Origin of the sequence: Cytobacillus sp., from assembly GCF_032154635.1 — a bacterium.
Taxonomy (GTDB): domain Bacteria; phylum Bacillota; class Bacilli; order Bacillales; family Cytobacillaceae; genus Cytobacillus.
Map to the genome: position 1 here is coordinate 29698 of NZ_JALDXW010000021.1, position 12922 is coordinate 42619.

Consider the following 12922-nt stretch of genomic DNA (forward strand, 5'->3'; position numbering starts at 1 on the left):
TACGTTCGAAGATCTTTTTTATACATGAAATAACAGACATTGGAAAAAATAATGCGAGATGTATGGAATAATTGTGAAAAATATTGTATTCATAAAGAAGAAAAGGAGTTTGATCGAAAATGGTTGAAAAACAATTTACTGTAACAGCAGACACTGGTATTCACGCTCGACCAGCAACATTATTAGTTCAGACAGCAAGTAAGTTTAATGCGGATATACAATTGGAATATAAAGGGAAAACGGTAAACTTAAAATCAATAATGGGTGTCATGTCTCTCGGTATCAGTCAAGGTGGAGAAATCAAAATTTCTGCTGATGGCAGTGATGAGCAGGAGGCGATTGCCAGCTTAGAAGATACATTGAAAAAAGAAGGTTTGGCTGAATAATGAGCTTCTTGAATGGAATTGCAGCCTCAAGCGGGATAGCCATCGCTAAGGCCTATCGATTAGTCGAACCTGATCTGTCTTTTGAGAAAAAAACAATTAAAGATTTTTCGGAGGAAATTACACGCTTTCAGTTAGCACTTTCAGCTTCTAAAAGTGAATTGGAAGTTATTCGCGATAATGCACGAAAAAAACTAGGTGCAGATAAAGCGGCAATTTTTGATGCACATTTACTTGTTTTGAGTGATCCAGAACTTATCCAGCCGATTGAAGAAAAAATAAAAAAGGAACAAGTAAATGCTGAGTATGCATTAAAAGAAACAGCAAAAATGTTTGTAATGATGTTTGAACAAATGGAAAATGAATACATGAAAGAACGTGCGGCAGACATTCGGGATGTAACAAAGAGGGTGCTTTCTCATCTACTCGGTGTACAAATGACGAATCCTAGTTTGATCGCAGAGGAGGTTATCATCATTGCCGAAGATCTAACCCCTTCCGATACAGCACAGTTAAATAGACAATTTGTCAAAGGATTCGCAACCGATATTGGCGGAAGAACATCTCACTCTGCTATTATGGCCCGTTCTTTAGAAATTCCTGCTGTAGTCGGTACAAAGGAGTCTACTAAAGTCATTCAAAATGGAGACTTGATTATTGTGGATGGGGCTAGAGGGCTTGTTCATATTAATCCAACACCTGAAGCGGTTGCCGAATATGAAGAAGAATCAAGAAAACATGAGGTTCAGAAATTAGAATGGGCAAAGCTTGTAAATGAAAAAACGTTCACGGCTGATCAATTCTTTGTTGAGCTTGCAGCTAATATTGGAACACCTAATGACCTTGATGGTGTAATCAATAATGGCGGGGAAGCAGTCGGGCTATATCGAACTGAATTTTTATATATGGGCAGAAGCCAGCTACCAACAGAAGAAGAGCAGTTTGAATCTTATAAGAAGGTGTTAGAAGGTATGTCGGGAAAACCGGTCATTGTGCGAACACTCGATATTGGCGGAGACAAGAAACTACCTTATTTAAGTCTTCCAGAAGAACTGAATCCGTTTTTAGGTTTTCGTGCAATTCGCTTATGTTTGGAGCAGCAGGATATCTTTCGTACCCAATTGCGAGCATTGCTAAGAGCAAGTTCTTATGGCCAGTTGAAAATTATGTTCCCAATGATTGCAACTATTGACGAATTTCGCAAAGCAAAATCTATTTTAGAAGAAGAGAAGCGAAAGTTAGTCCATGATGGAGAGAAAGTTGGGGAGCATATTGAGGTTGGCATTATGGTTGAAATTCCATCAACAGCTGTTTTAGCCGACCAATTTGCAAGAGAAGTTGACTTCTTTAGTATTGGGACGAATGATTTAATTCAATATACAATGGCCGCTGACCGGATGAATGAAAGAGTCTCCTATTTATATCAACCGTATAACCCGTCACTGCTGCGCTTAATTAAAATGGTTATTGATGCAGCTCATCAAGAAGGAAAATGGGCTGGTATGTGCGGGGAGATGGCTGGTGATGAAATGGCTATCCCATTATTGTTGGGTCTAGGACTGGACGAGTTTTCAATGAGTGCAACTTCCATATTAAAGGCCAGGTCGCAAATACGGACGTTGAATAAAAAAGAAATGGAGGAGCTAGCAGCAGAAGCTTTAAAAATGAGAACGGCTGAAGAGGTTTTACATGCTGTGAAAGAAATGAAAAATTAATTTAATTTTAGTTTAACGATTAGAATAATCGGGTATTGCTTATATAAGCACTTATGTTCAACATGTAAGCTGCTCTAACAATTTCCCCCCTTTAAACTGACTCAAAATAGTCAGTTTTTTTTGTAATTATTAGGTTTATCTATCTCCTGAAAAGGAAAAGGTAGGAAAAAGGAGGAGAATTCATGAGCAAAAAAGCGGTTCGCTATCTTCAAATGATTTTCATCTCATTTTCGCTTACGATTACAGGCTGTTCGCTGGGCAATCAGGATTCTATAGTGAACAGTCACGCAGAAGCTTTTTTGACTAAAAATAATGAACTGCAATTTCGCTTTAAGATTAATGAGAAAATTTTAAGCGGAAAAGAAGTTTACAAAGTAAAGGTATCTATCCATAATGACAGACTTGCTTCAGCATTAGGTATGAATGAAATTGTGTATGGAGCAAGTGAAAATTTAAAGGGTGAATACATCGAAGTTGATAATAAAAATAATTTTATCTTTATGAACCCTATTCCTTTAATAAAAGATTTGCATGTTTATGAAATTGAAGAGATGATAATCAATAAAGATGCAGTTTCAGTGGAAGTATTTAATGATGAAGAAGTCTTTGCGAAGGCATACTTGACAAATTTTTCTTCACAGTTATAGTGTTTAATTCAATACATAGGGTAATACTAAAAAAGCGCATGAAATATGGAGAAAGGCTAGGCAGCTTGCCTAGTCTTTTTTTCTGTGTAAAAAATAAATAGGCGTTAACAAACATTTACATACAAATTAAAACCTATCAGGGAAATGAAGGTGACCGACATTTACAGGCTAAGTTGTGAACAGATGCTTATGAATGTTTTTTTAATCGATCATATGGTTAGATTTATAAAATTGTAAAACAGTGCTAGAATTGAAGAGAAAGTTCAGATATGACAAAAAATTAGTTTAACGTTTAAGAGGGGGATCTTAATGTTACAAATTAAAGATACAATCATTGGTTTCATCGGCACAGGAGTAATAGGAAAGAGTATGGCAGGACACTTGCTAGATGCGGGCTATCCATTAGTCGTTTATTCACGGACAAAAGAAAAAGCAAACGATTTGATTGCTAAAGGGGCAAAGTGGGCTAAATCTCCAAAAGAGGTAGCAGAAAAAGCTAATGTTATTATTACAATTGTTGGATATCCTGCTGATGTGGAGGAAGTGTACTTAGGGGAGAATGGAATTATCCCAAATGGAAGGGAAAATACATATGTTATTGATATGACGACATCTACACCAACACTAGCGAGTAAAATCTATTCTGAAGCGAATAAGAAAGGGATATTCGCATTAGATGCACCAGTTTCAGGCGGGGATATTGGTGCAAAAGAAGCTAGGCTCTCGATTATGGTTGGTGGAGATGAAGAGGCCTTTTTGGCAATGGAACAACTATTTAAACACTTAGGAACAAATATTATATATCAGGGCAAGGCAGGTTCCGGCCAACATACAAAAATGTGTAATCAAATTGCGATTGCTTCAAACATGATCGGTGTTTGCGAGGCTATCAAATATGCAGAAAAAGCAGGACTGGACCCTGAAACTGTTCTTAAGAGTATCTCAACAGGCGCTGCAGGGAGCTGGTCTTTATCAAATCTAGCCCCCAGAATGATTGCTGGGAATTTTGCTCCAGGCTTTTATATTAAACATTTTATTAAAGATATAAATATTGCCTTACAGGAAGCTGATGCAATGGGGATGGTCACCCCAGGACTTGCTCTAGCAAAAAAGATGTATAAAGAGCTTGCTGAATTGGGGGAGGAAAATAGCGGAACACAGGCACTGTATAAATATTGGGATCGGTAATGAATATTCATACCCCTTATTAACAATAATATAATTGATTGTTAAAAAGGGGGTAATTGGATGGCAAAAAAATCGAACAAAGATGATCCGAAGCAAAAAAATAAAAAAGGCTTTGATTCAGCGGTACTTGACGCAGAATTCTCACATGAATTTGGAAGTGCTGCAGCAAATAAAATTCATAAAGAGAAAGCAAAGAAAGAAAAGGCGTCAAAAAATAATGGAAAATATAAAGGACAGTAAAAGTGGTGAGCAAATGACTCACCACTTTTATTACCTTATTTTTACTATGAATATAGGAAAAAGTATATATGGTAAAACTTAACACTCCTAATAAAATGGTATAATAGTAGTGTTAATAAATTGGAAATGTTGAGTATAATAAAAGGAGCTATAAAGATAGTAAAATGGTTCATTCCTATTACATACTTTATCAGCTTATTTTATATTTGTTTTTGGAGGTTATGCAGTGGAAACAATGTTAGAGAAACAGCCATATGAGGAAAGAAAGGAGTACGGAGGATTTTGGATTCGGTTTGCTGCATATTTAATTGATGCAATCATTGTTGGAGTTCCTCTTGGAATTATTTCGGTCATTATTTATATGCTATTTATTCTTCCAACTGGTGCATTTGATTTGTATGCAGATCCAGCATATATCAACCAAGACATATCGGATGAACAGGCATTATTATTCTTAGGATCTTATTTAGGTGCGACTATCGTTACGATCTTTCTTTGTTGGATTGTAGCAATTGCTTATTTTGCTGGGTTACAAGCATCTAAATGGCAAGCGACTATTGGGAAAAAGCTTCTTGGCTTACAAGTAACTGATCTACATGGAAAACGCATATCCTTTTGGAGATCGCTTGGCCGATATTTAGCCCTTTCCTTCTTATCTGGGATATTTTGTGTAGGGTTTATTATTGCTGCATTTACAGAAAAGAAACAGTCTCTTCACGATTTAATTGCAAGTACGATCGTTATAAAAAGATAATTTTTTGCTAGATTCCTACATTTGAAAAAGCTGCGCTGTATATTACAGTGCAGTTTTTCGTTTTCTAGAAAAACGCTAGATTTGCCTGATCTGTTCAACTAACAAATCAGTGAGGGATCAAGAAAAACCCCAACCGATTGAAGTTTCGCTTTATCAATAATAATTTTTCGTGATATAGTAATAGGTATAACTAACCATATATATACAGGAAGGGCGAAATAGAAGTGGATCCTAAAAAAGGAATATTATTAGAAAGTGGTACAAATGAATTAGAGATTGTAGAATTTGGTATTGGGAAAAATAAGTTTGGAATAAATGTAATTAAGGTAAAGGAAATAATAAATCCTGTTTCAATTATTCAAGTACCACATGCTCATAAAAATGTTGAGGGAATTATTGAACTGCGGGGAGAGGTACTTCCAGTAGTCGATGTAGCCAACGCATTAGGCTTCCCTCCATCGGAAAGCCCGGAGCAGGATAAATTTATTGTTGCTGAGTTCAATAAGCAGAAAATTGTTTTTCATGTACATAGTGTAACGCAAATTCATCGTATTTCATGGGGACAAATTGAAAAGCCGTCTGAAATGTATCAAGGACCTGATAGTCAAATTATCGGTGTCATTAAGCTAAACGGAGAAATGATCCTTCTCCTTGATTTTGAAAAAATTGTTGTAGAAATAAATCCGGAAACAGGCATTAATGTTCAGCAAGTAAAAAAGCTAGGAAAACGAGATAGATCAAATAAACGACTAGTTATCGCTGAGGATTCTCCATTGCTGCGAAAATTATTGCACGATACATTAATGGAAGCTGGATTTCAATACATTGAGTTTTTTGAGAATGGCCATGATGCCCTAAATTATTTAGAAAGTCTCGTGCAATCTGGAAAAAATATTGTCGAAGAAGTACAGTTAATAATTACAGATATTGAGATGCCGCAAATGGACGGTCACCATTTGACAAAGAGAATAAAGGAAAATTCTTCTTTATCAAAGATCCCAGTCATTATTTTCTCATCCTTAATTACAGATGATCTTCGTCATAAAGGTCAAATGGTTGGTGCAGATGCACAGGTCAGCAAACCAGAAATTGCAGAATTAGTATTATTAATTGATCAAATGGCCCTTTAAAAATGGCAAAAAAAATGCTAGGAAAGTATTATCGCTTATCCTAGCATTTTTTATTGCCATTTAATTGATTTAGAAATAGCTTTCTCCAAGTTTTTTGAAGACAGGTTTTTCATATTGGCGTTTATTATTATTATGGAAATCGTTATTTTCCTTTAGTCCGGTGTAGGTCATTAATAGTTTTTTTCCTTGGGTTAAGGATAAAGTGGACCTCGGGTTTCTTACAAATTCATTTAACTTTCCTAAATGTGGCAATAGTTCAAAGTCCACCTTTGTAGGGGGTAAATGAAATGAATATTTCCCGCATTCAACTAGGACATCAGATTGCTGTTGGCTATATTTAGGGTTACTAGAAAAATGGAGGCCGATCTTTTTGGCTTTTCCTTCTCTTATAAGTTTTAATAATGCCTCTTGCTTAAGTTTGTACAAAAATTTCGGGTTAGGTGCCGTTTTTGCATGGCGATTAACGGTGAAGATTGCTTGAGAGAGGTTTTCTACCGTTGGATGCAGATGGGGATGATCATTCTTGTCGGGTTTCAATATGAATAGCTCCTTTCAAAAACTTACAGGGGTATAAACTTATTATACCCCTTTTTACCTATAAATGAAAATAGTAAAGTATGTTTAGCCAGATATTTTCTTCACAGATTCAGAAGGTCTTTCAATGGATTTATTCTTTAAACTCCTTAGTAGAAATAGAAGCACAACACCTCCCAACAAAGAAGCTGCAGTGCCTGCTCCAATCATTACAACTGCAACACTTGTCAATTTTGCAAGTAATGCTCCTGCTGCAGGAGCAATTAGCATGGAAAAGGTTTGGATAGACATGGCAGCCGCAGAAACTCTCCCCATCATTTGTTTAGGTGTCTCTGATTGCAGAACATAGCCATAAGGGACGGCTTCACCAGAAGCAAGCAGTCCTAGCAAGAAAGCCCCAGCCACCCACATAAACATAGGCAAATCTAATAATCCCATACTTCCAAAGCCAATAGCAATAATTAATGTCCCACTAAAGATAGAAGTACCTGACATGAGATGGATAGGTCTTTCCTTCCAATTCGTCCAGTATCCTAACAGTACAGACCCTACCACACTGCCAAGTCCAACCCCACTGATAAGTAGCCCGAAGGTTCCTTCCGAAAATCCTATGTCTTGAGCGATAAAAACAAATAGGCCATCATAAAGAAAGATAATGAAGAAGGCGACAGCAGATAGAATTATAGATGTTTTTAATAAACTTGTTCGAGCAATATGTCTGATCCCATCAGATAAATCTTTCCAGTAGCTCCTCTTCTTTGTTTCGACATTTGCCAACCGATCGGCTGTTTCATCTAATTTTGGCATAGTTAATAAGAAGAGAATGGCGATTATAAAGCCGATTGCTTCGAATATAAAGGGGCTTTTCACCCCGAATAATGCAATCATTCCTCCTCCAAGTGCCGGACCAATAATTTTCATTGTATTTACTGATAGCTGACTTAGCGTTACAGCTTCAGGAAGCTCATCATCAGGCACAGTCATTCGAATCGTACTTTGTCTTGCTGGATCGTAAAGAGCGGCAACCGTACCTTTTAAGAAAACAAATACTAAAAGGACGTAAAGATTTGGTGAGAAAAAGAGTCCGCCTACAAACAATATTCGTAATAGCAAGCAAATAATCATTATTGGCTTTTTGGGCATCCGATCTACGAATACACTCGCAAAGGGACCAACAATGACCCAAGGAAGGCCAATAACGATTATCACTGATGCAATTGCAGCTGCATCTAGTCCCCAGCTGTAAGCAACAATTACCTGTATGGCAACGAAGTCCAGCCAGTTTCCTAAATCTGAAAATACTTGTGCTCCAAATAAGGAACGATATGAACGAACTTTAAGAGGCTTAAATATCCCAGCTTTCATACATCACTACTCCTTATTGCTATTAATCGCCTGTCTTCTTCTTGTTAAAATCTTGTCAACATTTCCATTAAGATCCTGTCCCTCTGGTAAATCATCCATTTGGAGTGCGTGAATGGCTTCATCGATCCATCTGATTTCTGCCTCTAAGCGTATTTCCGCAAATCGAATGGCCAAAGCGCTGAATTTACTAACAAAGGAATAGCCGTTACTTGGCCACTCCTTAACAAACGATAGGATATCTTTCGTCTCTACTCTTCTTTTTTGTAAATGTCCGATTAAGATAGAGTAATCCATATCCTCATGCCACGTCGATAACTTCATAAATAGCTCATCTTTAACTACAGGATATGCTGGGGACATACGAAGCCAATTTTCAAATTCCTCCCAGCCTTTTGGAGTCAGCTCATAAAGCTTCCTTCTCCTTCCTTCCTCATCTTGTTCAAGTGTATAGATAAACCCTTCTTCTTCGAGCTTTTTTAATTTTGGATAAATGCTGCCATAGCTCATACCCCAATAAAGACTAGCAGCTTTATGTTCAAATTCTGATTTAATATCATACCCTGTGCTTGGCCAAAAACTTAAAACTGCAAGCAGTGTGTGTTCAACAGACAAGCTAATCGCTCCTTTCTTATATATCAAAATGATGTAACAATTCGATATATCATAATGATATATCATGAAAAAGGTAAAATCAACCGTAATTGAAGTTATGAAACTAATTTTCTGGCCTTTAATAGTAGCAATTTTAGAAACAGTCGATGTGTTTTTTGTCGTTTTATATTATAATAAGGAAAATGTACTGGAATTTTGTAATAATAGCGAATTGTTTGTCTGAATGGTACGCATAAGTTTTTCAACCAAGATATACATAGATACATTCCAATAAATAGGGATGAAGTCAATAAGGATGATTTTGATGGAAAATATGAACGATATATTATCAAGAGAGTTAAATAATGAAAAGATTAGCAATAAAATTGAAAGAATTATTTATGATATTATTTTGAAACATATTAAAGATTTGATTTTTATTATGAAAGTTGAAAAAGGACCTGTATTTCGTTATTTATTTGCAAATGAACCGGGGCTAAGACATGCCAAGTTATCAAGTGGTTTTATTGGCAAGACCCTTCATGAAGTTCTTTCGAAAGAAGTTGCTTCCTCTTTGCAATTAGAATATGAAAAAATACTTGATAGAAAAGAAACAATTAATTTTTCTGATGAAGTGATAATGCCTGATGGAAGTACAATGAATGGTGAGTCATTCCTAACTCCTATTCTTGATGAAAATGAAGAAGTTATTTATGTAGTTTCTGTTACGAGAGATATAACAACTGCTTTATTAGAGAAGAAACGTTTAATAAAGAGCGAGCAGAGGTATCGCTCCATTGTTGACCATAATTTAGATGGAATTATCTCAGTTGATTTAAAAGGGTCAATTCTCGAAGTGAATCCCGCGGGCAATCAATTAATAGGCTATACGGAAAAGCAGTTAACTAAACGTTCAATATTTAATTTAATAAAAGAGCAGGATATACCTGATTTTCGAAACTTATTTGATATAACGAAGAATGGGTATCCTTCAGAATCATTAGATATTCATTTTGTTCATAGAAAAGGTCATTATTTATCTATTCATTTAAAGACAGTGCCAATTGTTATCAATACTGAGATAGAAGGAATATATGTAATAATCAAAGATATTTCAGAGCAAGCGGAAAATGCCGAAACTATTAGGTATATGGCATTTCACGATCAATTAACAGGCCTGTTAAATAGAAGAGCACTGCTTAGAGATTTAGATAAATATATCTTAGATGCAAAAAAAAGCGGAAAGGAAATTGCACTCCTTTCCATAGATTTAGATCGTTTTAAATATGTAAATGATACCCTTGGCCATCTTGTTGGGGATGAAATCTTAAAAAAGGTAGCAGAGAGATTATGTGAGTTTAGGCATAAGAATTATTTTGTTTACAGGCAAGGCGGGGATGAATTTATCATCCTGCTCCCTGGTACAGATAGAAGCAAAGCACGACGTTTTGCACAAAATATTTTAGCAAGATTTACAAGCTCTTTTTACTTACATTCTAAGGAATATTATATTACTCCAAGCATTGGTGTGAGCATGTATCCTAACGATGGAAATAATGCAGAAGCGTTAATAAAAAATGCTGATGAAGCCTTATTTCGAGTAAAAGAAAAAGGAAAAGCCCATTTTCAATTTTATCGTTCTGAAATGAATTCAATCATTAATAATGTTGTTGAACTAGAAACCTTTTTACGTAAGGCAATTGATAAAAATGAGCTAACATTATATTATCAGCCACAAATTGACTTAATGACTAAAAGTATAACAAGCTATGAGGCTCTTTTACGGTGGAATAATTATGAACTTGGATTTATTTCTCCGGCAGATTTCATTCCACTAGCTGAGGATACTGGATTAATTATTCCAATAGGAACATGGGTTATTGAGACGGCTTGTAAACAGATTTCGGAATGGTCAGATAAAGGGAAGAAAGGTTTTAAAGTAGCAATTAATATTTCTCCTAAACAATTTCAGCAGCATAGTTTATTAACGATCATTCAGAAGGCAATAGAAAAACATCGTATCGATCCGAAATATTTAGAAATAGAAATCACGGAAGGAGCTATGCAGGATACAAAGGATACAGCGCCGATATTATCAGGTTTAAAGGATCTAGGGGTTTCGATATCGGTTGATGACTTTGGAACAGGCTATTCATCTTTAAGCTATTTGAAGCAATTTCCAATCGATGTATTAAAAATTGATAAATCTTTTGTTAAAGATGTTCATATAAATAAAAAGGATGCAGCTATAACAACAACGATTATTCATTTGGGAAGAAGCTTAGGGATGGAGGTTATTGCTGAGGGTGTAGAGAATGAGGAACAGGCACATTTTCTATTGAATGCAAATTGCCACAAAGCTCAAGGATTTTTGTATTCAAAGCCACTTCCAGCAGAAGAAATTGAAATTAACTATCTGAAAATAAACGAATAAGAACGAACAAAAGGAAAAGGAGCATGAAAGCTTCTTTTCCTTTTGTTAGTTCTGAAATAGTGAAAAAACAGTTAATTCAGGCTTACATAGAAAGCGAAATGGCAAGCGTGTTGTCCCAAGTCCTCTATTTACATAGAGTGTCAGAGGTGTCCTACCAATCTTATAAAATCCTTCTTTATATTTTTCAGCATATGGAGGTATAACAAGTGCCCCAGCAAAAGGGATTTTTACTTGACCGCCATGACTATGTCCGCTGAGTTGGAGCTGTATGTTAAAGTTTTTCGCTTCATCAGCTAAATCTGGGGCATGCGATAATAAAATTTTATAAGAATCTTCAGGTACCCCTTCCATGGCAGATTGAATTTCAGGTTTACCTAGCATTGCATCATCAATCCCAATGACATATAAGCTGCTTCCATCAAGTAATTTAATTTGTTGATGACTATTTAGAAGTAAGTTAAAGCCTGATTCTTCAATAATAGACTTATAAATATCTGTCCCATAGCCGCCATGATCATGATTGCCATAGATCGCAAATTTTCCAAATGGCGCATTTAATTCCTTTAAAATCGGTATAATGATATTTGCTTCGTTATACTGGTTGGGTGTATCCATTAAATCACCTGTAAAAAAGATGATATCGGGTTTCAAAGCATTTATTTTCTTTACGAGTTTTTTTAACTGCTTTGCATTATATTGGAAGCCTAAATGGGTATCACTAAACTGAACAATTTTAAAACGATTGAAACTAGAGGGAATAGAAGGATTTATTATTTTATGATGATTGACATCTAGTAATTTAGGCTCAATTTCTCTCGAATAATAGTAGCCACCAGCTCCAAGCCCAAATAAGGAAAAAAGGGAACCAAATGTTCTTTTCAAAAAGGATCTTCTTGAGATTTTCTTCGGCATGTTATTACCAACCTATCTAAAAAATTCATCTCTTTTATACTATCAAACAATGGTTTTAAAAAGAAGGGAGAAATTTAACAATCATAAGCAGATAAAAGAATAATAAAGAAATAATAGTTCGAAAATTCATTATTTAATGGTAAAATAAGAATGAATAATCATTCATTTTTAAGGGGGTTTGTATTTTGAAAGGGAAGGTTGTTATTGTAACTGGCGGTTCAAATGGGATGGGGAAATATATGGCAAAGCGATTTGCTGAGGCGGGCGCATTTGTCGTGATAACAGGAAGAAATCTTGAACGGCTCGAAGAAACGAAAAAGGAAATAGAAATAGAATCAGGACAAGTTTTGGTTGTGCAAATGGATGTAAGGGAAATAGAGCATGTAAAGCATATGGTAACGGAAACTTTACATACCTTTGGAAGAATCGATCATTTAATTAACAACGCTGCCGGTAATTTTATCTGTCCAGCGGAAAAGCTTAGTGCAAATGGCTGGAATTCGGTTATCAATATTGTTCTTAATGGAACATTTTACTGTTCAAGTGAGGTAGGGAAATACTGGATTGAAAATGGAATAAAAGGCAGCATTATCAATATGGTAGCTACATATGCTTGGGACGCTGGTCCAGGGGTTATTCATTCTGCTGCCGCGAAAGCAGGAGTTCTCTCAATGACAAGAACATTAGCTGTTGAATGGGGAAGAAAATATGGAATAAAAGTGAATGCGATCGCTCCAGGTCCGATTGAAAGAACAGGGGGAGCTGATAAATTATGGGAGTCTGAAGAGGCAGCGAAAAGGACCCTTTCAAGTGTTCCGCTTGGCAGACTTGGAAAACCAGAGGAAATTGCTGAACTAGCTTTCTTCTTATTTTCGGACCATGCTGCATATATAAATGGGGAATGTATTACAATGGATGGAGGTCAATGGCTAAATCAATATCCATTTTAAAGTAGACGAAATAGGAGATCTTTTTTATTTTTCTCAGTATTCTGAAATAATAAAAACGTGAAAAATAAACAGAAAAATT

13 protein-coding genes are annotated in these 12922 nt (G+C 35.8%); 9 read left to right on the plus strand and 4 right to left on the minus strand.

The window, feature by feature from the left end:
- Window positions 1–119 precede the first annotated feature (119 nt).
- The 7 genes from RUH74_RS15110 to RUH74_RS15140 all read left to right on the plus strand — a co-directional run bounded on the left by RUH74_RS15110 (window position 120) and on the right by RUH74_RS15140 (window position 6057).
- On the plus strand, window positions 120–386 hold the full coding sequence (locus RUH74_RS15110; protein ID WP_313801396.1) for a phosphocarrier protein HPr: 267 nt from the start codon (window positions 120–122) through the stop codon (window positions 384–386).
- A complete protein-coding gene (gene ptsP, locus RUH74_RS15115; RefSeq protein WP_313801398.1) occupies window positions 386–2098 on the plus strand; it encodes a phosphoenolpyruvate--protein phosphotransferase in 1713 nt (570 codons plus the stop codon). Before RUH74_RS15110 ends, ptsP begins: the two co-directional genes overlap by 1 nt.
- Window positions 2099–2280: 182 nt before the next feature.
- Window positions 2281–2745, plus strand: coding sequence for a hypothetical protein (locus RUH74_RS15120; protein ID WP_313801400.1), 465 nt, complete (start codon window positions 2281–2283; stop codon window positions 2743–2745).
- 309 nt (window positions 2746–3054) lie between these two features.
- Window positions 3055–3933 carry an NAD(P)-dependent oxidoreductase gene (locus tag RUH74_RS15125; protein WP_313801402.1) on the plus strand — a complete coding sequence of 293 codons (879 nt, stop codon included), beginning with the start codon at window positions 3055–3057 and terminating at the stop codon, window positions 3931–3933.
- 60 nt (window positions 3934–3993) lie between these two features.
- Window positions 3994–4173, plus strand: coding sequence for a hypothetical protein (locus RUH74_RS15130; RefSeq protein WP_313801404.1), 180 nt, complete (start codon window positions 3994–3996; stop codon window positions 4171–4173).
- A 226-nt stretch (window positions 4174–4399) separates the two neighbouring features.
- Window positions 4400–4927, plus strand: coding sequence for an RDD family protein (locus RUH74_RS15135; RefSeq protein ID WP_396230057.1), 528 nt, complete (start codon window positions 4400–4402; stop codon window positions 4925–4927).
- A 224-nt stretch (window positions 4928–5151) separates the two neighbouring features.
- The gene (locus RUH74_RS15140; protein ID WP_313801406.1) at window positions 5152–6057 is read left to right on the plus strand and encodes a chemotaxis protein; all 906 of its coding nucleotides are present in this window, start codon (window positions 5152–5154) and stop codon (window positions 6055–6057) included.
- Between the two features lie 69 nt (window positions 6058–6126).
- On the opposite strand, the gene RUH74_RS15145 is transcribed toward RUH74_RS15140, so the two are convergent.
- The 3 genes from RUH74_RS15145 to RUH74_RS15155 all read right to left on the minus strand — a co-directional run bounded on the left by RUH74_RS15145 (window position 6127) and on the right by RUH74_RS15155 (window position 8568).
- Window positions 6127–6594, minus strand: coding sequence for a YkyB family protein (locus RUH74_RS15145; protein WP_313801408.1), 468 nt, complete (start codon window positions 6592–6594; stop codon window positions 6127–6129).
- Window positions 6595–6678: 84 nt separating this feature from the next.
- The gene (locus tag RUH74_RS15150) at window positions 6679–7956 is read right to left on the minus strand and encodes an MFS transporter (protein ID WP_313801410.1); all 1278 of its coding nucleotides are present in this window, start codon (window positions 7954–7956) and stop codon (window positions 6679–6681) included.
- A gap of 6 nt (window positions 7957–7962) precedes the next feature.
- Window positions 7963–8568, minus strand: a complete 606-nt coding sequence (locus RUH74_RS15155) for a PadR family transcriptional regulator (RefSeq protein ID WP_313801412.1) — start codon at window positions 8566–8568, stop codon at window positions 7963–7965.
- A gap of 304 nt (window positions 8569–8872) precedes the next feature.
- Here RUH74_RS15155 and RUH74_RS15160 point away from each other — a divergent pair, with 304 nt between their 5' ends.
- Window positions 8873–10981: a sensor domain-containing protein gene (locus tag RUH74_RS15160; RefSeq protein WP_313801414.1), complete on the plus strand. Its 2109-nt coding sequence runs from the start codon at window positions 8873–8875 to the stop codon at window positions 10979–10981.
- Between the two features lie 45 nt (window positions 10982–11026).
- Here RUH74_RS15160 and RUH74_RS15165 read toward each other — a convergent pair whose 3' ends face one another.
- On the minus strand, window positions 11027–11893 hold the full coding sequence (locus RUH74_RS15165; RefSeq protein ID WP_313801416.1) for a metallophosphoesterase: 867 nt from the start codon (window positions 11891–11893) through the stop codon (window positions 11027–11029).
- A 227-nt stretch (window positions 11894–12120) separates the two neighbouring features.
- Here RUH74_RS15165 and fadH point away from each other — a divergent pair, with 227 nt between their 5' ends.
- Window positions 12121–12843, plus strand: coding sequence for a 2,4-dienoyl-CoA reductase (gene fadH / locus RUH74_RS15170; protein WP_313801496.1), 723 nt, complete (start codon window positions 12121–12123; stop codon window positions 12841–12843).
- Window positions 12844–12922 lie beyond the last annotated feature (79 nt).

Coding starts and splice junctions, on each gene's coding strand:
- RUH74_RS15110 (WP_313801396.1), top strand. CDS start 120: ATGGTTGAAAAACAATTTACTGTAACAGCAGACACTGGTATTCACGCT.
- ptsP (WP_313801398.1), top strand. CDS start 386: ATGAGCTTCTTGAATGGAATTGCAGCCTCAAGCGGGATAGCCATCGCT.
- RUH74_RS15120 (WP_313801400.1), top strand. CDS start 2,281: ATGAGCAAAAAAGCGGTTCGCTATCTTCAAATGATTTTCATCTCATTT.
- RUH74_RS15125 (WP_313801402.1), top strand. CDS start 3,055: ATGTTACAAATTAAAGATACAATCATTGGTTTCATCGGCACAGGAGTA.
- RUH74_RS15130 (WP_313801404.1), top strand. CDS start 3,994: ATGGCAAAAAAATCGAACAAAGATGATCCGAAGCAAAAAAATAAAAAA.
- RUH74_RS15150 (WP_313801410.1), bottom strand. CDS start 7,956: ATGAAAGCTGGGATATTTAAGCCTCTTAAAGTTCGTTCATATCGTTCC.
- RUH74_RS15160 (WP_313801414.1), top strand. CDS start 8,873: ATGGAAAATATGAACGATATATTATCAAGAGAGTTAAATAATGAAAAG.
- RUH74_RS15165 (WP_313801416.1), bottom strand. CDS start 11,893: ATGCCGAAGAAAATCTCAAGAAGATCCTTTTTGAAAAGAACATTTGGT.
- fadH (WP_313801496.1), top strand. CDS start 12,121: ATGGGGAAATATATGGCAAAGCGATTTGCTGAGGCGGGCGCATTTGTC.